The organism is Pontibacter kalidii (assembly GCF_026278245.1).
Classification (GTDB): domain Bacteria; phylum Bacteroidota; class Bacteroidia; order Cytophagales; family Hymenobacteraceae; genus Pontibacter; species Pontibacter kalidii.
Genome location: NZ_CP111079.1, coordinates 3,685,127 through 3,707,716 on the forward strand (window position 1 = coordinate 3,685,127; position 22,590 = coordinate 3,707,716).

Sequence of the window (22,590 nt, forward strand, 5' to 3'; positions counted from 1 at the left end):
ATGACCCTCGTGCTGGGCCGATGGTTGCAAGTGCCATGCCTGTAGAAGTATATGGAATGTCAATCCCCCTGCATCTTTTTCCAGTTTAGGTTGTACCCCAGTCCCAGGCGCATGTTGGCGTGGCTCGACATAAAATCATAGCTCTTGCCCCATACCTTAACCGCGTTATTAGCCGAACGTGTAAGATTTGCCTGATACCTTGCCTCCAGCCTGAGCCGCCAGATATTTGCCCCAACTCCGACAGAAGAGTCCCATACTACAGGTTTTACAGCCGTGCGCATGGCGGGCAGCACATCCGACACGCCCTGCCCCGCATCTTTGTGGAAGTAGTATGCGCCACCTTTCCGCTGCAGCCTTATACTTGGCGACACGCCTGCCATAATAAAAAGCTTCCCTTCGGTTAAAGGGATGTTGAACTCCACAAGCAGGGGAACCTCGATTGAAGCATGCGCTACCCCGCCGGCTTTTACGATCGGGCAGAACTGGCAATCTTTTCTGGTGTTGTACACAAGGTAACTAATGCCATCATCATAATAGTTTATACCTGATGAGATGCTGAACGCCCTGTTTATTCGATAAGAAACGTATCCGCCAAAGTAGCCACTAAGGCCACCTCCGCCCTGCAACTCCACCTGAACCGAGTCCAGCAGCACTCTGCCGGCGTCACCTTGGTTTATCAACCCAAAACTAGGCCCGAAAGAAAGCTTCTGAGCAGTTGCAATATGTAGGCATGTGAAAGTGCAGATGGAACAGAGTATAAGTTTTGTTTTCATAAGGAGCAGGTAAAGTATAGCAGCATCAATATACTCATTTAAAGTATAACTTGCACTACTCTTCTTACCTGAGTTAAGCCGCTGCAAACGGTGTTAACCATTTTTCCCGTACCTTTGCACTTCAACACCAAGTATAAAGTATCCCCATGGCCGAAGAAGCAGAGAAAGAGATAACCACGTTCGAGGATTTTAAGCTGAACAGGCAGCTGCTGAACGCCATTGAAGAGGCTGGCTACGAAAAGCCCACGCCCATACAATTAAAGGCGATTCCGGTCATAATGGGCGGACACGACGTGATGGGCATTGCCCAGACCGGCACCGGTAAAACGGCCGCTTTCCTGTTACCGATACTGATGAAGGTGAAGTATGCACAGGGTATGAACCCGCGCGCCATCATACTAGCCCCTACCCGGGAGCTGGCCATGCAGATCGAGGAGAATATTACGCTGCTGGGCAAGTATACCGACATCCGCCATACGGTTATTTACGGAGGTCTCGGCCCGAAAACCCAGATCGAAACTATAAATAAAGGGCTCGACATACTGGTTTCCACGCCAAAGCGCCTGATGGAGCTCTACCTGAAAGGCGAACTGATACTGAAGGAAGTAAAAACGCTGGTGCTGGACGAGGCCGATAAGATGATGGACATGGGCTTCATGCCGCAGATCCGCCAGATGCTGGAAGTGATCCCGCGCAAACGCCAGAACCTGCTGTTTTCGGCAACGATGCACCCAAAAGTAGTGGAGCTGTCGGAAGAGTTTCTGGAGTTCCCGACCCGCATTGAAGTAACGCCCCAGGCAACGCCCGTAGAAACCGTAAGCCAGGTATTGTACCAGGTACCGAACCTGCGCACCAAAATTGCGATGCTCGAGCACATCATCCAGGACAGGGAGACGTTTAACCGCGTGATCATCTTTACCCGGAGCAAAAAGAATGCGGAAGATGTGGCTAAATTCCTGGAACGGCGCGAATACGGCGAAGTGCGGGCGATACACGGCAACAAAGGGCAGAACACACGCATCAACTCCATGGAAGCCTTTAAAAGCGGCGATGTGCGCTTTTTAGTAGCTACTGATGTGGCCTCGCGCGGGATTGACGTGAGTATGGTGAGCCATGTGATCAACTTTGATGTACCGTTTGTGTACGAGGATTACGTGCACCGCATTGGCCGGACAGGCCGGGCTGAAAATGTCGGGGCAGCCATTACGTTTGCCAACCCGGCAGAAATGTATCACATCCGCAAGATCGAAAAGCTGATCAGAATGCAGATACCCGAGCAGCCGATGCCGCCGGAAGTAAAGATCCATGAGATAACCTTTGAGGAGCAGCAGGCCATCGCCCGCGACATCGACCACCAGAAGCGCAGCGAGAACCCGGACTTCAAAGGTGCTTTCCATGAGAAAAAAGGCAAGCACAAATCGAATTTCGAGAAGGGCAAGAAGAAAGGCGACCCGAAGAACTCGGGCTGGCAGAAGACGAAGAAAAAAGGCAGCCGCAGGAAATAAAAATGGCGCGTCCGGAAGTATACCTTATACTTCCGGACGTTCTTGTTTATACTTGTGTCTGAATCAGGATTCTCAGGATAAAGGGATGAGCAGGATTTCATACTTCAGCTATACTTTATACTTCCCAAATATCCATACTTCCGCTGGCGCGGGCTTTCAGCCCGTGTCTTTTTATTCGTTGGGTTTGCAACCCAACTGGCTTGGAAAGCCATACTTGCTTTGGCTATACTTTTATACTTGCTGTTCCGGACATCCTTGTCCGGAACTACTGCTGCTGCGGATTTCCTAATCCGCGTAAGCCATGCTTTTATACTTTGGCTATACTTCCCTAGCCGCTGCTTCCTGCTTTTTGACACAAGCTATACTTGCTAGTTACCGCTGATCCTCTAGTTCCCATAAACCTAAAGTTGCACTTCATACTTTGGTGCTCTCAAGCCCGAGAGGGCTCGTCCTGGGGGTAGGGGCCCTCGATAAGGGCATCGCGCTGGGAGCTTTTCCTTTGCTCCTGACGTCGCAATGCCTCACTCACGTTCGGCACCGGAAAAACTCGCATAGGCGCTCAACCCAAGGACTGGGATCAGGTTCGATAGCTTTTGCTATACAACGTGAACCAAAGTCCCCCTTTGAAGGGGGTAGGGGGATGTAATCATATGCTAAGTTTATGCTTGTAGGGACAGGCGCGACTTAACTACGCAACGGTAGCAACTATAAGACTCATACTTCAGCAGTAGCAAAAGCAGACTCCCCTCCTTTGACTAGGAGGGGCAAGAGTGGTTGGACCAGATGCAGGGGTGGTCGGGCCAAGTACTATTGAAACAAGCAGCTATATCCTTAAAACCACTGCTCAGCCAGATCGCCGAACTCAAACACCACCAGGTTTAACACCGTGCTCCAGACGATGGCGCTCCAAAGCATGTGTATAAATATTTGCTTGCGCGATGCTCCAAGAACTGCGACAACTACGGTACCCAGAATTGGTGAGAAGATGACGGGCGTTAAGAAGGCCACTCCTACCACGCCATAGCTTTTCCAGACTTTGACGATGCGGCGGTTCTTTTTATTGAACACCGAAGCATTCTTTGCCCGCTGCCGCGCAGACCACCATTTGGCAAACGCCCTCCCGACAATAGAGAAGATAACCACCGTGGTCATCATGCCCGCAATCGTTAGCAGCACAGACTCCAGGTACGTCAGTCCGGCAGCAACACCCGCTAAAGGCCCTCCGATAAACTTCACCATACTCGCCAGGTATACCGAAAGGTATTTTAATATTTCTACAGACACAGGGGGCTCTCCTAGTAAAATGATGTCTACTCCGGGGCTGAGGTAGTACCAAATAGCTTATACGAAGCTCAGCGAATTTCATGTATGCGTATAAAACCCTTACTCCGGCACCGTGTAAACTGCTGCAATGGCGGCTAAGCCTAAGCTAAGGTGATACTATATTTTCGGGCCGAAGGCAAGGTCGCCGGCGTCGCCGAGACCCGGCACAATGTATGACTTCTCGTTCAGGTGATCATCCAACGCGCCCAGCCAGACATGCGCCTCGGGCACCTGCTCCTGCACGTAGGCCAGGCCCTCAGGGGCGGCAATGGCGGCGGCAAAGTGCACCTGCAGCGGCTTTCCGTGGCGCAGCATGCCCTGGTAAGATTTTACCAGCGAGCGGCCGGTAGCCAGCATCGGGTCTGCCAGAATCAGGATCTTGTCATGCAGGTCGGTAGAGGCCAGGTACTCCATGTTGATCTGCAGCGCTGTGTTCTCCTCCTCCACACGGTAAGCGCCCACAAAAGTGCTGTAGGCCTTATCAAAATAGTTCAGCATACCGTTATACAACGGCAGCCCCGCCCGAAGAATGGTAGCCAGCACCGGCTGCTCGGCCAGCAGCAGTGTCTGGGTCTCGGCCAGCGGCGTGGTAATGGTTGCCTCTCGATACGGAAGCGTTTTAGAAATCTCGTAGGCCAACAACTCCCCCAGGCGCTCCAGGTTTCGGCGGAAGCGCATACTGTCGCCGTGCACCTGCACATCACGCAGTTCGGCGACATAGTGGTTGGCAAGCGAAGGCGTATCTGTCAGGATATGTACTTGTTTCTTTTCCATGTGGGGTATTTGGGGCTGATGATCGGCTTAAAGATACACATGGCAACGGGCTTGCACCAAAGCCGGCGCTAAATTTAGCTCACCCATTGCCTTATTTTCCTTTACTGCGGAACGCTGAGGCACCACAATCTCGTATTCATCCGTTTAAACCGCAGGAAGTATAAATTAAGCTGCCCTACAAGTATAATCAGCTTCAAAAACAGTACATTCGCATTTTATTATATTGATTTCCCTTTAATAAGCTATACATGAAACGCATACTTGGTGCCCTCACCCTCTCGCTTGCCGCCCTCGCCGCGCAAGCGCAGGACGTCTACATGCCCTACGACCGCGACACCTATCACCTCGTGGACCGCTTCCAGATAAAGTATGGCAAACAGCTGCCGGAAATGCACACGGCCGTGAAACCGTATGGGCGGGCTGATGTGGCGGCGCTGGCCGAGATCAGCGCCCGCAACGCCACCTCCCGCGTTGATGCATATAACGCCGCCTACCTGCTCAACGATAACTGGAACTACACCGACCAGGCGCAGAACGAGAGCCGCAAACCTTTCCTCACGCACTTCTACCGCAACGTGTCCGACCTCTACCATGTGGATACCGAGGATTTTGTGCTGCGCGTAAACCCGGTGATTCATTTTGAGGTGGGCGTGGATAACGAATCGGATGGGGTGCGTTATGTGAACACCCGCGGGGCCCAGATAGAGGGAAGCATAGACGACCGGTTCGGCTTTTACTTCTTCGTGGCCGAGAACCAGGCCCGCTACCCCGAGTACGTGAACCGCCGCATCCGCAGGGACGGCGTGGTGCCGCACGAGGGGTTCTGGAAAGACTTTAAGAACGACGGAGCCGACTACATCACCGCCCGTGGTTATATGAACTACGCCTTGAGCAAGCACGTGGAGGTGCAGTTGGGCCACGACCGCCACTTTATCGGCGACGGCTACCGCTCCCTGCTCTACTCCGATTACGCACCTCCGGCCTTCTTCCTCAAGCTCAACACCAAAGTATGGAAGCTGCACTATATGAACCTCTTTCAGGAGCTGATTCCGGTATTTAACCGCCGCGATGAGCTGTACCCTAAGAAGTACATGGCCATGCACCGCCTGGGTGTCAACATTACCGACAACTTCAACTTCGGCTTATACGAGCAGGTGATCTTTGCGCGCGGCAAGGGCCGTTTCGAGCTGCAGTACCTGAATCCGGTTATTTTCTACCGCAGCGTGGAGCACGGCCTGGGCAGCCCCGACAACGTGCTGCTGGGCGGTGATTTCCGCTGGAACCTCTGGAACCGCTTGCAATTATATGGCCAGGTGGCACTGGATGAATTTGTGATAGACGAGGTAAGGGCAGGCAAAGGCTGGTGGGGCAATAAGTTCGGCGGCCAGATCGGAGCCAAGTACATCGATGCCTTTGGTGTGAGCAATCTGGATCTGCAGGGCGAGGTGAACGCCATCCGCCCCTATACTTACCAGTACGCCGACGAGTTCTCCAATTTCCAGCACTACCGCCAGCCGCTGGCGCACCCTATGGGGGCTAACCTGGTGGAGTTGGTGGGCATCGTGCGCTACCAACCCATCCCGCGCCTGCACCTGACGGCCAAGGCCATTGCCACCCAGTATGGCCAGGATGTGGTAACCGCCACCGACACGCTGAACTACGGCAACAACGTGCTCCTCTCCTACCTCGACCGCGTATCCACCTACGGCAACGAGATCGGGCAGGGCGTTAAAACGAACCAGGTGCACGCCGACCTGACCGCTACCTTCCAGTTGCGCCACAATCTGTTCGTGGATTTAAAGCAGATCGTGCGCCGCGTAAAGGCAGCAGGCGAGGCACCGGATTACAACACCTCCTTCACCTCCTTCGCCCTCCGCTGGAACATTCCGCAAAGGCTGCACGAGTTTTAAGCCCTTACTGCCCCTTCCTGCAATCAGGAGGGGGCAGTTTTTTTATACTTCTTCTGCCGCGAGCTTTCAGCCTGCGAAAGTATAAGTATAACTCACGTAAGCTGAAAGCTTGTCGGTGTGGTTAACCACGAGCTGAAAGCTCGCGGTAGGTTTAAGCCATATGTCCGCTTATGCCTTCAGCACCTTGCCTCCTTCTAAGCAGCTTTGCCAAAACTTCTCCTTTGCATTTACCACTCCGTTCTATTTCAGTATCTTTGCAGCGGCCAAGCGGAATAATGCCGTAATAGCCAAAGTATAAACAACTTAACCCTGATTTGTGGCTGCCGCAGCGTGGCTATACTTGTTGCTAACCGATACCAGAGGCCTGTGCGGAAGAGCTGGTTAGCAACCCCAATGTACCATGAAGACCTACCTTCGCATACTTCAGTTTGCCAAACCCTACAGCCGGTTTGTGCCGCTCTATACCCTTTATACTTTCCTGGGCATCATTTTCGGCCTGTTTAACTTCACGCTGCTCATTCCGTTGCTGGATGTGCTTTTCGGGAAAGTGGGCAACGACGAGGTGATGGCCATGGTCTCCACCAAGCCGGACTTCGCACTCAACATCGAGTTCTTTAAGGAGTTCTTCTACTACCATTTCGGGCAGGTGATACTTGACCAGGGCCGTGTGGGCGCGTTAATGTTCGTCTGTATCATCATCGTGGTATCGGTTTTCTTGGCGAACCTGTTCCGCTACCTGGCCTTCCGGATTGTGGGGGCGCTGCGGGCGCATGTGGTGCGCAACATGCGCCAGACGGTGTACCAGCGCGTAACCGAACTGCACCTGGGCTACTTCAGCAACGAGCGCAAGGGTGATTTGATGACGCGCCTGACCGTGGATATTCAGGAGGTGGAAAGCTCGGTGGTGAGCACACTGACGGTGGTGATCCGGGAGCCAATCTCGATCATCGCCTTCTTTATACTTCTCTTTAACATGTCGGTGGAGCTGACGCTGTTCTCGCTCATCCTGCTGCCCTTGTCGGGTGGTATTATTGCCGGCATCTCGAAGCGCCTAAAGCGGAAAGCCAAGGAAGGCCAGAACTCGCTCAGCTTTATACTTACTATTATTGATGAGACCCTGAGCGGCATGCGCGTGGTTAAGGCCTTTAACGCGGAGCCGTTTATACTTGGCAAGTTCCACGACCAGAACAACCGCTATGCCCGCATCCAGCGCTCTATCGCCAACAAGCGCGACCTGGCTTCGCCCTTGTCGGAGTTCCTGGGGGTTTCGGTGGTGGCGGGGCTGCTGCTCTATGGCGGCACCATGGTGCTGAACAATGAGTCCGAGCTCTCAGCCAGTGAGTTCATCACCTACATCATCCTGTTCTCGCAGGTGCTGGTACCAGCCAAGGCCATGTCGGCGGCCTTCAGCAACATCCAGCGCGGCCTGGTTTCCGGCGACCGGGTACTCCAGGTAATCGACACAGAGCCACAGATCGTGAACAAGCCAAACGCCAAGGTGCTGCCTGCTTTCAGAAATGAGATCGAGTTCCGCGACGTGGCCTTTGCCTATGGCAACAAACCGGTGTTGCAGGATATCAACTTCCGCATCCAGAAAGGAAAGACGGTGGCCCTGGTAGGCCCATCAGGCGGCGGTAAATCCACGCTGGCCGACCTGGTGCCGCGCTTCTACGACCCAACCGGCGGCGCCATACTGATCGATGGCCACGACATCCGCGATTATACCATGGAGTCGGTGCGGGCGCAGATCGGGGTGGTTACGCAGGAGTCCATCCTGTTCAACGACACCATCTTCAACAACATCGCCTTCAACAAAACCGACGCCACGGAAGAGGAAGTCATCGCTGCCGCCAGAATCGCCAATGCGCACGAGTTCATCATCAACGCCGAAGACGGCTACCAGACCATGATCGGCGACCGGGGGGGCAAGCTTTCCGGTGGCCAGCGCCAGCGCCTGAGCATTGCCCGGGCCATCCTGCAGAACCCGCCCATCCTCATCCTGGATGAGGCCACCTCGGCACTGGACACGGAATCGGAAAAACTGGTGCAGGAGGCGCTCATGAACCTGATGCGGAACCGCACCTCTATTGTAATTGCACATAGGTTAAGTACCATTCAGCACGCCGATGAGATACTGGTGCTGCAGCAGGGAAGAATTGTAGAAAGAGGCACGCACGAAGAGCTGCTGGAGCACTCGGGTTTGTACGCAAAACTGACGCAGATGCAGCTAACGGTTTAATCCGAATTTGCATTTCCGCCATACCCATAAAGCCTAAAACGCAAATTTAGAGTTACATAGTATTTGTAAATAATATTTTTTTGCTAATTTTAGCCAAACAGTTGTTGTACTAAAACCGCTAAAGCAGCATGAAAGCTCTAAAAGCACTCCTCGATGTACTTGTGTTTGGTTATATCATATTCACGGTACTGCTCCTGGCCGGAGCCATAGACGAAAATGCTATTTTGAACACAAACACAGAAAACGAGGTCCTGATCCTTTATAAAGGACTGGTAGCTGTGGGCGGCGTGGTGATGCTGGCCCGTGTACTGATGAGCAGCATTTACGTGGCCGACCTGCAGCACGAGAATTACCGCGCCGAACTGAAGATAAATAACCTAAAGGCTGCACTTTATGAGAAGCGCCAGGCGTTTAGGAGCAATAGCTATAAAGAAACCTATGCCGAGGAGCGCCAGGCAGAGGTTGCGTAAACACCTACATGACATCAACTACCATACTTGCAGAACTGACGCAGGCACAGGAAGTGCTCACCGCGTTTCTGTCTGATGCGGAAAACATCGCATCCATTGAACGGGCCGCCGAGGCGATGGCCACTTCCATCCGGAACGGGGGCAAAATCCTGAGCTGCGGCAACGGCGGCTCCATGTGCGACGCCATGCATTTTGCCGAGGAGCTCACCGGTCGCTACCGCGACAACCGCAAAGCCCTCCCCGCCATCTCCATCTCCGATGCCAGCCACATGAGTTGCGTGGGCAACGACTACGGCTACGAGTATGTGTTCTCCCGCTACCTGGAGGCACTGGGCAATAAAGGCGACGTGCTGCTGGCCATCAGCACCAGCGGCAACTCCGGCAACGTTATCAAGGCCGCCGAAACCGCGAAAGCCAAAGGCATGCGGGTGGTGGGCCTGACCGGCAAAGACGGCGGCAAGCTGGCCCCGCTCTGCGACGTGGAGGTGCGCGTGCCGCACTTCGGCTACGCCGACCGGGTGCAGGAGATCCACATCAAGGTCATCCACATACTCATACTTTTGCTGGAGCAGAAGCTGGTGTAAACACTCGTTACAGTATAAACCAACGTACAGAAATCCGGGTGGCAGCGATATTCCTGCCGCCCGGATTTCTGCTTTTCAGGCTGCGGCTATACAATGATGGTGTGATCCACGTAGGGTAACGTATAGATTCATACTTTCAGGATGCCTGTATTACCATGAAGCACGCGCTATACGTTATACTTTGCCTCAGCCTCCTCTCCTGCCAGAGCCAGGACGGTAATAACCAGCAAGCCACACCCGCTACCCTGCCTCTTCCAGACACCACTGCTGTGCAAACACCTCCGCCTGCCACACCGGACTCGGCTTACCTGATCCTCCCTGGTGAAAGTATAGGTAAAATAAAAATAGACATGACCGGCGAGAAAATGACAAGTATACTTGGCCAGCCCGACAGCACCGATGCAGCCATGGGAAAAGCCTTGTTGTTTTGGCTTGACGGGCCCCATTACGTAGCCGTTTACACCGTCTCCGATTTCGGCGGCACCGACGAGAGGCCCAAGGTGAAGCAGGTGCAGGTAAACTCGCCCCGGTTCCAGACTCCAGACAGCATCGGCACCGGAAAAACCCTGGCCCAGATCAGGCAGCAGTATGGCAACCTGAAACCGCTGGCTTACTACCGGAACGAGCGGCAGCAGCAGGTCTACATTTATGATGCGCAGCAGCAGGGCATTGCCTTTGAGGTTCTACTTCCCGACAGCATCCTCACTGCCATCACCATCCACCCGAAAGGCGAGAATTTAGCCGATACGTACCTGCCCCTGCACCCGGATATGACCAGAATCGAATAATTCCAACGCCCCTCCCGCCAATTTTATATATTTAAAGTATAATTCGGAATCAATTCATTACCAGCGTTGTTCCGCATCAAAATCTTCCGAAACCTATACTTCCAACAAGAAGGAAACATGCTTATTAAAACGTTTGGCAGCGCCGTGCAGGGCGTTAGCGCCTACACCATCACCGTGGAGGTGAGTGTTAGTGCGGGCACGAAATATTTTCTGGTGGGCCTGCCGGATAATGCCGTAAAGGAAAGCGAGCAGCGCATCGAGTCGGCCCTCAAGCAATATGGCTACAAGATCCCCCGCCAGAAGATCGTGATCAATATGGCACCCGCCGATATCCGCAAGGAGGGCTCCTCCTACGACCTGACCATTGCCATGGGCATCCTCGCTGCCTCCGGCCAGATCTCCGACGAGAAAGTATCAGCTTACATGATCATGGGGGAGCTGTCTTTAGATGGGTCACTTAGGCCGATAAAAGGTGTACTGCCCATTGCCATACAGGCTCGCAAAGAAGGCTTCAGAGGATTTATACTGCCGGCCCAGAACGCGCAGGAGGCCGCCATCGTGAACAACCTGGAAGTAATTGGCGTGAACAATATCCTGGAGGCGATCGAGTTTCTGGACGGCGCCCGCGAAATTGAGCCCCTGGTCATCAATACCCGCGAGCTCTTCAGCAACACCGCCGACCAGTATGCCGCCGATTTCTCGGACGTGCAGGGGCAGGAAAACATTAAGCGCGCCCTGGAGATTGCCGCTGCCGGTGGCCATAACCTGATCATGATCGGCCCGCCGGGCGCCGGAAAGACCATGCTGGCCAAACGCCTGCCCTCCATACTTCCGCCCCTCTCGATGCACGAGGCCCTGGAGACGACCAAGATACACTCGGTGGCGGGCAAGCTGGGCGAGGCGACCTCGCTGCTCACCACGCGCCCCTACCGCTCGCCGCACCATACTATTTCGGATGTGGCCCTGGTGGGTGGCGGCGGTGTGCCGCAACCGGGCGAGATCTCGCTTTCCCATAACGGTGTTCTTTTCCTGGATGAGCTGCCGGAGTTCAAGCGCACGGTGCTGGAGGTGATGCGCCAGCCGCTGGAGGAGCGCCGCGTCACCATCTCCCGCGCCAAAACCTCTATCGACTTTCCGGCTAACTTTATGCTGGTGGCAAGTATGAACCCGTGCCCCTGCGGCTATTATAACGACCCCAGCAAAGAGTGCGTGTGCGGCCCGGGCGTGGTGCACCGCTACCTGAACAAGGTGAGCGGCCCGCTGCTGGACCGCATCGACCTGCACGTGGAGGTAACGCCCGTTACATTTGATGAGATGACCGCTACCCGTAAGGCAGAGAAGAGCGCTGCGGTGCGCGAGCGGGTAATGCAGGCGCGGGAAGTACAGACGGAGCGCTTCAGCGAGATGCCGCAGATACATTCCAACGCCATGATGCCCTCGCAGATGGTGAAGGAGGTTTGCCAGATAAACGAGGCCGGCCGCACGCTGCTCAAGACCGCCATGGAACGCCTCGGCCTCTCGGCCCGCGCCTACGACCGCATCCTGAAAGTGAGCCGCACCATTGCCGACCTGGCCGGAAGCGAGGATATTAAAATTGAACATTTGGCAGAGGCCATCCAGTACCGCAGCCTCGACCGGGAAGGCTGGGCGGGCTAGGCGCGGTAGCCACTCAACACGTTTATTAACAAATATTTAACACAAGCGGCAACCAACTATGGCTGCCGCTTTTTCTTTGCCTTTTACCTATCCTATCCTCCCTAAATTGTACTTCGCCATCACCAAAATCAACCGTCTAACCTATACCTTTCTTTATACCCTGCGTAATAGCTTACGACTGTTAGCCTCTCGGTAAGGTAGGTGCTGGCAGCGCGTACTATTTCTGACTAATGATGAAGACTATGAAAAAGACCCTGCTACTATTCGTATTTGTGCTGGCAACTGTGGTTGCCGCGGATGCCCAAAGGATCGGTATCCGGGCTGGTGTTAACTATGCCGGCTTAACAGGCGATGACGTACCTGCAACCGACAGAATGTTCCGCTTCCATGCCGGCCTGACGTCGAAGTTTTTCCTCACCACCGATGAATTCTTTGCCATCCAGCCGGAAGTGCTTTTCTCCCAAAAGGGCGGGGAATCCGAAAACGATGATTTCAAAATCAAACTCAGCTATATCGACGTACCAGTACTGGCGCATATAAATGCCGGGCCTATTTTCTTTGAGGCTGGCCCGCAGGTCTCTTTCCGCGTTGGCGGCGACATAGAGGTAAACGGCGTTAACATTGATGATGACCTGGACCAGTTCAAGCGCACAAGCCTGGGGTATGCAGCCGGCGTGGGCTTTGCTGCACCGATGGGGCTTAACATTGGCGTGCGCTATAATGGCGATATCTCACAGCTAAACGATGACGACAACGCTCCCGAGTACAGGAACAGCGTATTTATGCTCACGCTGGCTTTTACGCTACCCGGGCGCTAGCCTGCTATTAGTATGAACTAGAACTATGGAAAACAAAAAGTCCGGCCTCACCGCCGGACTTTTTGTTTTTCCATAGTATCAACCTGCAAGTATAGAAGCCTAAAATATTGTGCTCTTCTATATACCATCCGCTTATACTTTGGCCCGCTTGTTGATATGGACCTCCGCACAGGCAGCACTGGATGAGCCAAGGCAGTACATTCTGCTCCGTTCACTAAGGCTCCCTGCAGGGGTCCTAATAAATTGCTGTAAACGCTGATCTATCAACCTATGTCTGCACGTTAAAATGCATGTACTCTAACTAACACGATTATGAAGAAGCTATTTTTATCCTTGAGCATTGCCTTGCTCTCCTTTGCTGCGGCACAGGCCCAATCCGGTCTGGGTATAAGGGGCGGCGCTAATTTCTCCAACCTCTCCGGCGACCTGAAGGACGAGTCCCGCTACGAGAACAAAGTGGGTTTCCATGGCGGCCTTACCTATAATATCCCGGTGGTAGGCGACTTTTTCTCGATACAGCCCGAGCTGCTGTACTCCAACAAGGGCTTTAAGTATGAGGATACGGAGATTACGATTCCGGTAACCAACGACGTTTTCCGAAGGGAGGGCAACATGAACTATAACTACCTGGAGCTGCCCGTGCTGGCGCGCATTAAGGCTGGCCCGATATATTTTGAAGCCGGTCCGCAGGCATCCTACCTGCTGAGCGTGAACAACAACATTAAGGAGTATCTGAACAACGAGCGCACCAGCTCCGCCACTACCGAGATAGACAAAGATACCATGAAGGACTTTGAGCTTGGCTACGCGGCCGGCATCGGCATCACCAGTGGCATGCTGAGCGTGGGCGTCCGCTACAACGGCAGCGTTACAGACTTTATGGATAAGTCCTCGACCGAGTACTTCAACGACGAGAACTTCATGGATGCGCGCCACTCCACCATCATGCTGACACTGGGCCTTAACTTCTCGGCCTCCAGATAAAGACTTTTCTTTTCCTGTAATGCCTAAGCTAGCCCCGCCATTTTGGTGCGGCTGGCTTTTTTTGTGCCCCCAACAAATTTATACCTGCGTCAGTAAACAAGTATACACAGCCTAACTCCACCATACTATGAAAAAGACGCTCCTCCTCCCGCTGTTTATACTTTTACCTGTGCTGCTGGCGCAGGCGCAGTACGCCAGGTTCGGGGCCAAGGCAGGCGGCAACCTCTCCAGCGTGCAGGGCTCCGACGGCTCCTCCAACACCACCAACAACTTGGCGGGCTTAAACGGGGGCTTCATCCTGAGCTATGAGTTCGTGTCGCGGCTGGCGGTGCAGGGGGAACTGCTGTATGAGCAGCGCGGCTTTGTGTACGATGCCTTCCCGATTAGCGCCGATGAGGTGCTGGAAGGCGACCACCGGCTGCACTACCTCATGCTGCCCGTCATGCTGAAGCTGCAGAAAGGCGGCCTTTTTGTGGAGGGCGGCCCTTACCTGGGCTACCTGCTTGCCAAGGCCTCCGACATAAAGCGCCTCGACCGCAGCACCCTCGACGACACCAATCCCACCACGCTCGGCGACTACCCCTTGCACATAAGCGACTTTGAGCGCTGGGATTATGGCTACACGATAGGCATCGGCATCGAAATGGACAATGGCTTTTTCGTGAGTGTGCACAACACCGGCGGCCTTACCTCCTTCTCTAAAAGGCTCGACCAGAAAAACTTCGGCTACATGCTCAGCATAGGCTACCTGCTGCGCCCGCCTTCACCTGACGAAATGATGCGTTAGAAAAGCAAATGCCCGGCTATTTCGGTAGCCGGGCATTTCCATACTTTATACTTGGGGTGAGGCTTATTTCTTCAGCTCGGCAAAGTGCTTGTAAAACTGCGGAATCGTCTCAATGCCTTTCATGTAGTTAAACAGGCCGTAGCTCTCGTTCGGCGAGTGGATGGCGTCAGAGTCCAGACCGAAGCCCATCAGCACAGAGTCCAGGCCCAGCTCAGACTTAAACATGGCCACGATCGGGATAGAGCCGCCGCTGCGCACCGGGATCGGCTTCACGCCGAAGGTTTCCTCGTAGGCCATGGCAGCCGCCTGGTAAGCAGGAGAATCGGTTGGGGTTACCACCGGCTCGCCCCCGTGATGGGGCTTCACCAGCACTTTCACGCTCTTGGGCGCTATACTTTCAAAGTGCTTCTTAAACTTCTCGGTGATCTCCTCGGAGGTCTGGTGCGGCACCAGGCGCATCGAGATCTTCGCGTACGCCTTGGACGGGATCACCGTTTTGGCGCCCTCTCCGGTATAGCCACCCCAGATGCCGTTCACGTCCAGCGTCGGGCGGATGGAGTTGCGCTCCATGGTCACATAACCTGCCTCACCGTGCACATCACCCAGATCCAGCGCCTTTTTATACTTCTCCAGGTCAAACGGGGCGCGGGCCATTTCGGCGCGCTCCTCCTGGCTCAGCTCGTCCACGTTATCGTAGAAGCCTGGTATGGTGATGTGGTTGTTCTCGTCATGCAGGGAGGCGATCATCTGGCAAAGTATGTTGATCGGGTTGGCCACCGCGCCGCCGTACAAACCGGAGTGCAGGTCGCGGTTCGGGCCGGTAACCTCTACCTCCAGGTAGCTCAGGCCACGCAAGCCAGTGGTAATGGAGGGGGTGTCATTGCCCAGCATGCCGGTATCAGAGATCAGGATCACGTCGCCTGTCAGGCGGTCTTTGTGCTCACGGACAAAGGCTCCCAGGTTCACAGAGCCCACTTCTTCCTCCCCCTCTATCATAAACTTGACGTTGCAGGCCAGCGTGCCCGTCTTCACCATCGTTTCAAACGCTTTCACGTGCATGTACATCTGGCCTTTGTCGTCGCAGGCGCCGCGGGCGTAAATCTTGCCGTCTTTGATCTCCGGCTCAAACGGAGGCGAAGTCCACAGCTCATACGGGTCGGCGGGCTGCACGTCGTAGTGGCCGTACACCAGCACCGTCGGCAAGCTGGGATCCACCATCTTCTCGCCGTACACCACCGGGTTGCCGGCGGTTTCCACCAGCTCCACGTTATCGGCACCGGCCTCCAGCAGCCGCTCTTTCAGGAACTCGGCGTTACGCATCACGTCGGCTTTAAACTTTGGGTCGGCGCTAACGGAAGGGATGCGCAGCATGTCGAGCAGCTCGTTTACAAATCGGTCTTTGTTGTCGTTGATATATTGATTGATCATAGCGTATGGGTTTGCTCTGTTTTGACTTAAAGTTACAAAAAAAAGCCACCCTTGCTTAGCAGGATGGCCTTCTCATACTTTTTACACTTGGTTACCGTCTGCGGCCCAGCTTAATGTTAGCCTTGCTTTCCTCACCAGCAATCAGGCGGTTGATGTTCTTACGGTGCGTAAGCACCACCACCGCGAAAAGTATAAATCCGAAGATGATGAGGATCGGGTTATCCGGGTGGAAGCGCGGCACCAACAGCAGCAGCATCGGGAAAGCCAGCGCCGCGATCATGGAGCCTAAAGAAACATACTTCGAGGTAAACAGCACGATCACGAAGATGGCGATACACATCAGGGCCACTACCGGCTCGATGGCCAGCATCATGCCCAGCAGCGTGGCCACGCCTTTGCCGCCCTTAAACTTCTCGTACACCGGAAAAATATGTCCCAGCACGCCAATGGCGCCATAGATCAACTGGTACAGGATCAGGTTCTCGGGCTCTACGGCACCGAAGATCACGAGGAAGCCGGCCAGCGAGGTGGCCGTCCAGCCTTTAAAAATATCAAGTAACATTACCACGGCGCCCGGTTTCTTGCCCAGCACCCGGAAGGTATTGGTGGCACCGGAGTTACCGCTACCATGCTGCCGCACATCAACGCCATAGTATGCCTTGCCTATCCAGACGGCCGAGCAAATGGAGCCGATCAGATAAGCCACAATGGCAAATACAGCTATCAGTAAAATATTCATAAGTATAAGCTTTAAACCAGGGGGACTGCTTTTTGCCAGCGTGCTAACCTGCAGGAACAGGTGCTTTTCAGTAGCAAAAACAAGCCCAAATATAGGCAATTCTTGATTTCCCAGCTAATATTTAAGTGCCTCTCTACCCCTATACGCGGTGTTTATGGTTCCTGGTTATATTAGAATGTTCCTTCCCCCTCTTCTTCACCCTTCTTCTTTTTCTTCTTGCGGCTCTTCTTATCGTCGTCTTCCGAGATAAAATCGAAGTTGCCGGTAGACTCCTTCACCACATTCTCCGTTACGGTTTTGAAGCCTTCTTTACCACCTAGGTAAGTGTTCTGGAAGTAGTTGAGGAACTCGTTCTTCTCGATCGGGATGCCTTCGTAAATGCCGTAGCTGCTGGTGGCACCGCGGCTGCCTTTCGACTTGGAACGCACCGCCTTGTTAAACTTATCGTCGGACGACACCAGCGTGAGGCCATTCTCGAAGAAGCTGAAATAGTACCAGGTATACGGGTCGGCCTGCAGGTACAGGTTCACCACCGGGTCGCCGTACATGTCCTGCTTCATCTCCAGGTAGCCGTCCATCTTCGCGTTGATATCCTCTTTCAGGCTGCTGACCACGCCAATTCCGCCTACGCTGTACCAGGCCTTCTGCTCGTTAGACCAATGCAGGTTCACGTCGGTGAGCACCAGGCTACGCTCCAGTTTCTTCGACAGCTTCGCCAGCGGCACATACCCCGCCATCGATTGGTCCCTATACTTGCGTGCATCTCTGTCGCCAACAAACTCGCCTATCTGGTAGAGCAGTTCATCGTCTACGTTGCCGATGGCTGCCGCCCCGGCGGCGTTTCCGCGCAGGTTGCCGGCCATGGACCCTAGCGCCTGGTTCGGCACATCTAAATCAAACACAAGAAGAGTGTGCAGCTTATAGCGGCTGCTATCCAGTTTAGCGTCGCCGCTGCCCGATGCCTCTATGCCAAAGTTTTTCTTCGGCTTTACCAGGTTAAGCCTGCCCTCAAAGTGAATGGAGTTGGATGCTTCGTTGTAGCGCAGCACGTTGCCCTCATAGGCATCGCCATAAGCCCGTTTCTCATGGCCCATCTTAAACTCTCCGCTCTCCTTGTCATAAGAAAGTAACCCGTTTACGGTGAACAGGTCCAGGTCGTCCTCGGCCTGCTTTCTGGACACGAAGGTGTTGTACAGTATGCCTGAGCCTTTCGCCACGTGCAGGCCCGTGTGCAGCGGGGAGCCATCCGCCGCCTTCGGCTTCAGGATCGGGATGCGCACATTGTTCGGGTTGAGGGTGTCTTTCTTGTAAGGAAACCAGTCGGAGTCGTCCGGATTGCCGGTAAAGTTCAGCTTCACCTCTCCGTCAAAATCCATAAACTCATTTGGGGCCTGCATTATTGCCTTGCCGCGGTACATGATCTTCGGGAAGATGTAGAACGGCTTGGCCTCATCCTCCAGGTGTGCCGTGGCATAGGTATAAATTGGTTTCTTTTTCTCCTGCGGATTGCCGTATACAAAGTCCCCGAATCGCAACTGGAACGAATCGCCGGCGGCATTATAGTAATCGTGCACCGCGTCGCCCCGCATCTCTTTTCGCGACAGAACCTCGATGTTGCCTGCGTATAGTTTGTGGTACTGCTGTACGGAGTCGGCCAGCACCCTGGCATTGCGCAGCAAGCGGATGCTTGCCCCCGCTTGCACGGCCACTTTGCCGCTATCCGGCACCACGTAGGAGTCGGCCACGGCAATGTGCGGCACCCCCGTCGCATGCAGTGTGTTGTCCTGCAGGCTGTATTCGCCGCCGTCGGCCATGAATCGCAGGCCCTCCTGCTCGGGTACCTGCGAGTAAAACCAGTTCTTACCACCGTTCTCATCAGCCTTCAGGCTTACTTTCTTCGTGTTCATGTCCCAGCGGGCGCTGCTCATGGAAGTTTTATACTGTGTTTTCGGGAACTCCATACTTGCGGCGCCTTTCTGCTCGCTCTCAAAGTCCACGAAGCCAGTGGTCATGTCGTACGTGAAGGCCACGTCATGCGCTCTAACGGCCGGGCTACCCTCCGTATCTGATTTAACGAGCATCTGGGCGTTGTTGCCGCTGAAGCTGCGCTGGTCGAACAGCATTTTAGCCGAGGTCACGCTGGCATTCTCGTTGTCCAGCACGCCACTTCCGTACAAGCCTCCCGGCGAGAGCTTGGCCACTCCCTTGAAAGTATAATTCTCTTTGTACACCGTCATCGGGTTTTCGGTGGTCTGCAGGTACATGGTATCGGCCTGTGGTTGCCAGTTCATCTTAAAGCTCTTCAGCGTCGCCACCGGGTAAGCTGTGCCATTCACGGTGCTTTCGCTGATCGTTACTTCTGTGCCGCCCTCGGCTACCGCGCCATTTTTATAGAACGTATACTCCGGTGCCTGCAGCGTGGCCGACAGATAAGTTAGTTTGCCCCTGCTCTGGATGCCCGCCGAGCTCATCATGATGGTGTCGTACACCATGCCTTTGCCGCCGTAGGTCTCCAGGCCCTTGGCTGGCGGCTGGTAGTAAAAGCCCATTGTCTCGTCCGGCATCATCTGCAGCTTTGCCTTAATCGGCGGGAAAATGCCTCCGGAGTGGAAAGTACCGTCGAACACCACCGCCTGGTTGCCCGAGCTCAGGCTATCGAGCTTAAACGGGGGCATGTCGAAGTACACCGTGCTATCATAGGCGCCGGCTGCCACCTCAGGGCGCGAGAAGGCCATCTGGGCACCGGCCACCGCGTCAAACTTCGGGTATTCCGCCAAAAACTTCTCGCCGGACTTATTACTCGGCTTGTTGATATACAGCTTACCGGACGAGCTACTGGTCATTACCTGCTCAGTCGCCTTTCTGCTTCGTGTGTTGCGGCTCTTGGTTACCAGGGCAATGGTATCCAGCTTGGTCAGGTCAATCGAGAACTCATCATAGTTAAACCTGAACTCGGTACCCCGCAGGGCCAGGCGGCTGGCGTATACCTGCCCGTCGAACTCGATGTCGCGGTTCTTCAGGATGTGAATTTCTTCGCGGCGCGGCAGGATGTACACGCTGGCGGTGTCGTTGTTAAAGGTAATTTTGTTCACCCCGCGCACCGTTAGCTTGTTATCTTCAAGATTTAGGGTGGCATTGCGGCCCGATGGAACCACTGATTTTATCACGATGTGGTCGTAGTCATTCTTATCGCGGGAGGCACCTACATAGTGCCAGGCCTTGTCCTTCAGCTCTATATAACCGGAGGCGGGATCGTAGTCCAGGTACCCTTGGTAAGACATCGTCTGGGCAGCCTCGCGCACGGCCTTTTCATCGAGGCGGGTGGCACGTGCTACATCAGCCGCATAAAACGTACTGGATTTCGCCTTGGCCCCATACCCCACCAACACCTGCAGCGGATGAAAAGGCGCGATGCCCACCAGCTGCTGGTAGCGCACGTTGGAGTAGTATTCCGTAGACTCCAGCTGCACCGGGATCAGGGTCTTGGTGTTCAGGATGGAAAACTCGATCTCTGGCTTGTTCAGGTTCCAGTGTACCCGTTCTGCGGTTATCTCCAGCTCATGGTAGGAGTCGTAGAACGGTGTGTGGGCGTAAGGGCCTTTGTCTTTTGTCAGCGTCAGCTCCTGGCTTACGCGGGAGTAGCGCAACTGCATAGCAGGGTGCGTAAGCGAGTCCTGTGCCTGGTACACGGATACCGAAGCGCGGTTTGCCAGCACCAGCGAGTCCTCGAACGTATAGTTGCGGGCCATGGTGCGGAACTTGCGCTGCCCCTGGTGCGACACCACCAGCTGCGATAGGCTGCCATCCAGCGGGCGGCTGCCGATGATGTTGCCCGAAAGCGAGAAGCCGCCGGTATAAGCAATACCGTTGCCCAGGCTGTTCAGGCGGGCATCGCTGGTGAAGGAGGTGAACTTAGGGTATGGGTAGTTGCCGTTTTTGCGCTTGCTGCTGATCCACTCCAGCGCACCATCCACCGGGGCGGCTAGCACGGCACTGTAAGTCACCTTTACATCGGGCGCCTTAAAACCGGCAAAGCTGGTATTGAAGCTATACTTGCTGAGCTCGGCTTTGGCTGGCTCCCCCTTCACCTCCCAATCAAATGTGCCGCCTTCGCCCACGAACATGTTCTGGGCCAGCATCAGTTGGCCGGCCGTGTTCTGTATGGCGGCGGAGTCCCAGGGGGTAACGAACACGAGCGCCACTTTCTCCAGTTTCAGCACCGGCCCCGACACTTTAGGCATGGCAGGAATGAACTGGCGCTTCAGGCTCTCTTTCCGCTTCTGGGCATTCTTCTGTTTATCCTCCTTTTTAGGTTGCGGAACAACGGTTCCCCATCCGTCATCGGCCCAGGTATCTTCCCCGCTTGCGCTTACCTCATCATCCCACGACACACTGCCCCAGGCATCCGCGCCTTCCTCCTGCTCCTCGGCGGCCTTACTGGCTCCCTCATACACGAAATTGAAGCTACCCCCGGAAGTGCGCAGGCTATAGTAAGCATTCTGGAACAGCTTTCCCTGGTCCATGAACAGACTGGTGGTGCGCAGGAACTGCTCCAGGCGCTTGATGTCCTCCTGCTTTACTGCCTTGGCCGTAACCTCCAGCATGTTGTCCAGCTGGGCGGGGCGCAGGTTCTGCTTCTTCACGCCTGCCGTCACCATGGTAAAGAAATCCGAGAAATGCGGATTGCTGCGCATGCGCTTGCGGTACATCTGCTGGGCTATGTCGATCACCTCTTTTTGTTGCTTCGAGGAGAGTTTCCCGCTGCTCCATACTTCCTCCAGGTCGGCAGAAAGGGCCTCGGCGTTTTCCACTCTACCCGCTGTGAGCAGGGCTTTTACATCTCCCACAAATTTATCAGGCTCTGTAGAAAGCTTGGCCTGTTGCGCCTGCGCTGTCAGGAATGCAAAAAATAAGATGAAAGGTAAAAGTCGTTTCATACAAGTAGGGGTTGGGTGATTGGATGGTGGTGTACGCGTATACTTTATGAGGCCCTGAAAACGGCAGAAACCCAGTTATTCTTCGTCCGGTGCGAAACATAGACCAGGCCCAGTTCCTCGCAGCGCTGCTGTATCAGGGGCAGGTCTTCGGTGTAGAAGCCGCTCAGCAGCAGCCAGCCTTCCGGCTTCAGCACGGCTTTATAGGCTGGCATATCTTCCAATAGAACGTTGCGGTTGATGTTGGCAAGTATGATATCGAAAAGTTTTTCTCCTTTAATCGCCTCAGCGTCACCGAGTCGCACGTCTATACTTGCGTAGCCATTCAGCTCGGCGTTCTCGCGGGCGTTCTCCACAGTCCAGTCCTCTATCTCCACGGCCACGATCTCCGTGGCGCCCAGTTCACCGGCCATAATGGCCAGGATGCCGGTACCGCAGCCCATGTCCAGCACGCGCTTGCCCTGGTGGTCCAGCGTCAACTGGTTCTCGATCATGAGCGTGGTGGTTTCGTGGTGCCCGGTGCCAAACGACATCTTGGGATTGATGACGATGTCATACCTGGCATCCGCAGGTTTCTCGTGAAAAGAGGCCCTGACCGATACCTGTCCTCCGATGAACAGCGGCTCGAAATTGCGTTCCCACTCCTCGTTCCAGTTCTGGCGCTCAATTTTCCGGGCCGTATAGGCTACCTGCACCAGATCGGCGTAGCGGTTCAGCGTCTCCTCCAGCTCCTGCTGGCTATACTTGTCCTCTTCGATGTAGGCGCTAAAACCGTCTTCCGTCTCCACAAAGGCATCAAAGCCTAACTCTCCAAGTTCGGCCGTGAGTATATCCGCAAAGTCTGCGTTTACTTTTAAGGTTACTTCTATAAAATCCAT

The 22,590-nt window shown here is 54.5% G+C and carries 18 protein-coding genes; 10 read left to right on the top strand and 8 right to left on the bottom strand.

Annotated elements, in window-relative coordinates:
• Window positions 1–59: 59 nt before the first annotated feature.
• The gene (locus OH144_RS15310; protein WP_266203145.1) at window positions 60–680 is read right to left on the bottom strand and encodes an outer membrane beta-barrel protein; all 621 of its coding nucleotides are present in this window, start codon (window positions 678–680) and stop codon (window positions 60–62) included.
• A gap of 239 nt (window positions 681–919) precedes the next feature.
• Between OH144_RS15310 and OH144_RS15315 the strand changes: the two genes are divergently transcribed.
• Window positions 920–2,278 carry a DEAD/DEAH box helicase gene (locus OH144_RS15315; RefSeq protein ID WP_266203146.1) on the top strand — a complete coding sequence of 453 codons (1,359 nt, stop codon included), beginning with the start codon at window positions 920–922 and terminating at the stop codon, window positions 2,276–2,278.
• A 104-nt stretch (window positions 2,279–2,382) separates the two neighbouring features.
• Here OH144_RS15315 and OH144_RS15320 read toward each other — a convergent pair whose 3' ends face one another.
• The 3 genes from OH144_RS15320 to upp all read right to left on the bottom strand — a co-directional run bounded on the left by OH144_RS15320 (window position 2,383) and on the right by upp (window position 4,375).
• Window positions 2,383–2,634 (bottom strand): hypothetical protein, encoded by a 252-nt coding sequence (locus OH144_RS15320; RefSeq protein WP_266203147.1) that lies wholly within the window; start codon window positions 2,632–2,634, stop codon window positions 2,383–2,385.
• A 475-nt stretch (window positions 2,635–3,109) separates the two neighbouring features.
• Window positions 3,110–3,517 carry a hypothetical protein gene (locus OH144_RS15325; protein ID WP_266203148.1) on the bottom strand — a complete coding sequence of 136 codons (408 nt, stop codon included), beginning with the start codon at window positions 3,515–3,517 and terminating at the stop codon, window positions 3,110–3,112.
• Between the two features lie 201 nt (window positions 3,518–3,718).
• Window positions 3,719–4,375 (bottom strand): uracil phosphoribosyltransferase, encoded by a 657-nt coding sequence (gene upp, locus OH144_RS15330; RefSeq protein ID WP_266203149.1) that lies wholly within the window; start codon window positions 4,373–4,375, stop codon window positions 3,719–3,721.
• 248 nt (window positions 4,376–4,623) lie between these two features.
• Here upp and OH144_RS15335 point away from each other — a divergent pair, with 248 nt between their 5' ends.
• The 9 genes from OH144_RS15335 to OH144_RS15375 all read left to right on the top strand — a co-directional run bounded on the left by OH144_RS15335 (window position 4,624) and on the right by OH144_RS15375 (window position 14,611).
• Window positions 4,624–6,285, top strand: coding sequence for a hypothetical protein (locus tag OH144_RS15335; RefSeq protein WP_266203150.1), 1,662 nt, complete (start codon window positions 4,624–4,626; stop codon window positions 6,283–6,285).
• A gap of 400 nt (window positions 6,286–6,685) precedes the next feature.
• The gene (locus OH144_RS15340; RefSeq protein WP_266203151.1) at window positions 6,686–8,524 is read left to right on the top strand and encodes an ABC transporter ATP-binding protein; all 1,839 of its coding nucleotides are present in this window, start codon (window positions 6,686–6,688) and stop codon (window positions 8,522–8,524) included.
• A 128-nt stretch (window positions 8,525–8,652) separates the two neighbouring features.
• A complete protein-coding gene (locus OH144_RS15345) occupies window positions 8,653–8,994 on the top strand; it encodes a hypothetical protein (RefSeq protein ID WP_266203152.1) in 342 nt (113 codons plus the stop codon).
• A gap of 8 nt (window positions 8,995–9,002) precedes the next feature.
• Window positions 9,003–9,578, top strand: a complete 576-nt coding sequence (gene lpcA, locus OH144_RS15350) for a D-sedoheptulose 7-phosphate isomerase (RefSeq protein WP_266203153.1) — start codon at window positions 9,003–9,005, stop codon at window positions 9,576–9,578.
• Between the two features lie 155 nt (window positions 9,579–9,733).
• Complete coding sequence (locus tag OH144_RS15355; protein ID WP_266203154.1) at window positions 9,734–10,366, top strand: hypothetical protein; 633 nt, start codon at window positions 9,734–9,736, stop codon at window positions 10,364–10,366.
• A gap of 117 nt (window positions 10,367–10,483) precedes the next feature.
• Window positions 10,484–12,022 carry a YifB family Mg chelatase-like AAA ATPase gene (locus OH144_RS15360; RefSeq protein ID WP_266203155.1) on the top strand — a complete coding sequence of 513 codons (1,539 nt, stop codon included), beginning with the start codon at window positions 10,484–10,486 and terminating at the stop codon, window positions 12,020–12,022.
• 242 nt (window positions 12,023–12,264) lie between these two features.
• Window positions 12,265–12,840 (top strand): porin family protein, encoded by a 576-nt coding sequence (locus tag OH144_RS15365; protein WP_266203156.1) that lies wholly within the window; start codon window positions 12,265–12,267, stop codon window positions 12,838–12,840.
• Between the two features lie 312 nt (window positions 12,841–13,152).
• Window positions 13,153–13,824 carry a porin family protein gene (locus tag OH144_RS15370; RefSeq protein ID WP_266203157.1) on the top strand — a complete coding sequence of 224 codons (672 nt, stop codon included), beginning with the start codon at window positions 13,153–13,155 and terminating at the stop codon, window positions 13,822–13,824.
• A gap of 127 nt (window positions 13,825–13,951) precedes the next feature.
• Window positions 13,952–14,611: a porin family protein gene (locus tag OH144_RS15375; protein WP_266203158.1), complete on the top strand. Its 660-nt coding sequence runs from the start codon at window positions 13,952–13,954 to the stop codon at window positions 14,609–14,611.
• A gap of 63 nt (window positions 14,612–14,674) precedes the next feature.
• On the opposite strand, the gene OH144_RS15380 is transcribed toward OH144_RS15375, so the two are convergent.
• The 4 genes from OH144_RS15380 to prmA all read right to left on the bottom strand — a co-directional run bounded on the left by OH144_RS15380 (window position 14,675) and on the right by prmA (window position 22,590).
• A complete protein-coding gene (locus OH144_RS15380) occupies window positions 14,675–16,039 on the bottom strand; it encodes a dipeptidase (RefSeq protein WP_323134737.1) in 1,365 nt (454 codons plus the stop codon).
• Between the two features lie 91 nt (window positions 16,040–16,130).
• Window positions 16,131–16,778, bottom strand: coding sequence for a glycerol-3-phosphate 1-O-acyltransferase PlsY (gene plsY / locus OH144_RS15385; RefSeq protein WP_266203159.1), 648 nt, complete (start codon window positions 16,776–16,778; stop codon window positions 16,131–16,133).
• A gap of 170 nt (window positions 16,779–16,948) precedes the next feature.
• Window positions 16,949–21,715 carry a hypothetical protein gene (locus OH144_RS15390; protein WP_266203160.1) on the bottom strand — a complete coding sequence of 1,589 codons (4,767 nt, stop codon included), beginning with the start codon at window positions 21,713–21,715 and terminating at the stop codon, window positions 16,949–16,951.
• Between the two features lie 44 nt (window positions 21,716–21,759).
• Entirely contained in the window at window positions 21,760–22,590 is an 831-nt protein-coding gene (gene prmA / locus OH144_RS15395; RefSeq protein ID WP_266203161.1) for a 50S ribosomal protein L11 methyltransferase, read from the bottom strand.

Coding starts and splice junctions, on each gene's coding strand:
- OH144_RS15315 (WP_266203146.1), top strand. CDS start 920: ATGGCCGAAGAAGCAGAGAAAGAGATAACCACGTTCGAGGATTTTAAG.
- OH144_RS15325 (WP_266203148.1), bottom strand. CDS start 3,517: ATGGTGAAGTTTATCGGAGGGCCTTTAGCGGGTGTTGCTGCCGGACTG.
- upp (WP_266203149.1), bottom strand. CDS start 4,375: ATGGAAAAGAAACAAGTACATATCCTGACAGATACGCCTTCGCTTGCC.
- OH144_RS15335 (WP_266203150.1), top strand. CDS start 4,624: ATGAAACGCATACTTGGTGCCCTCACCCTCTCGCTTGCCGCCCTCGCC.
- OH144_RS15340 (WP_266203151.1), top strand. CDS start 6,686: ATGAAGACCTACCTTCGCATACTTCAGTTTGCCAAACCCTACAGCCGG.
- OH144_RS15345 (WP_266203152.1), top strand. CDS start 8,653: ATGAAAGCTCTAAAAGCACTCCTCGATGTACTTGTGTTTGGTTATATC.
- lpcA (WP_266203153.1), top strand. CDS start 9,003: ATGACATCAACTACCATACTTGCAGAACTGACGCAGGCACAGGAAGTG.
- OH144_RS15355 (WP_266203154.1), top strand. CDS start 9,734: ATGAAGCACGCGCTATACGTTATACTTTGCCTCAGCCTCCTCTCCTGC.
- OH144_RS15360 (WP_266203155.1), top strand. CDS start 10,484: ATGCTTATTAAAACGTTTGGCAGCGCCGTGCAGGGCGTTAGCGCCTAC.
- OH144_RS15365 (WP_266203156.1), top strand. CDS start 12,265: ATGAAAAAGACCCTGCTACTATTCGTATTTGTGCTGGCAACTGTGGTT.
- OH144_RS15370 (WP_266203157.1), top strand. CDS start 13,153: ATGAAGAAGCTATTTTTATCCTTGAGCATTGCCTTGCTCTCCTTTGCT.
- OH144_RS15375 (WP_266203158.1), top strand. CDS start 13,952: ATGAAAAAGACGCTCCTCCTCCCGCTGTTTATACTTTTACCTGTGCTG.
- OH144_RS15380 (WP_323134737.1), bottom strand. CDS start 16,039: ATGATCAATCAATATATCAACGACAACAAAGACCGATTTGTAAACGAG.
- plsY (WP_266203159.1), bottom strand. CDS start 16,778: ATGAATATTTTACTGATAGCTGTATTTGCCATTGTGGCTTATCTGATC.
- OH144_RS15390 (WP_266203160.1), bottom strand. CDS start 21,715: ATGAAACGACTTTTACCTTTCATCTTATTTTTTGCATTCCTGACAGCG.
- prmA (WP_266203161.1), bottom strand. CDS start 22,590: ATGGATTTTATAGAAGTAACCTTAAAAGTAAACGCAGACTTTGCGGAT.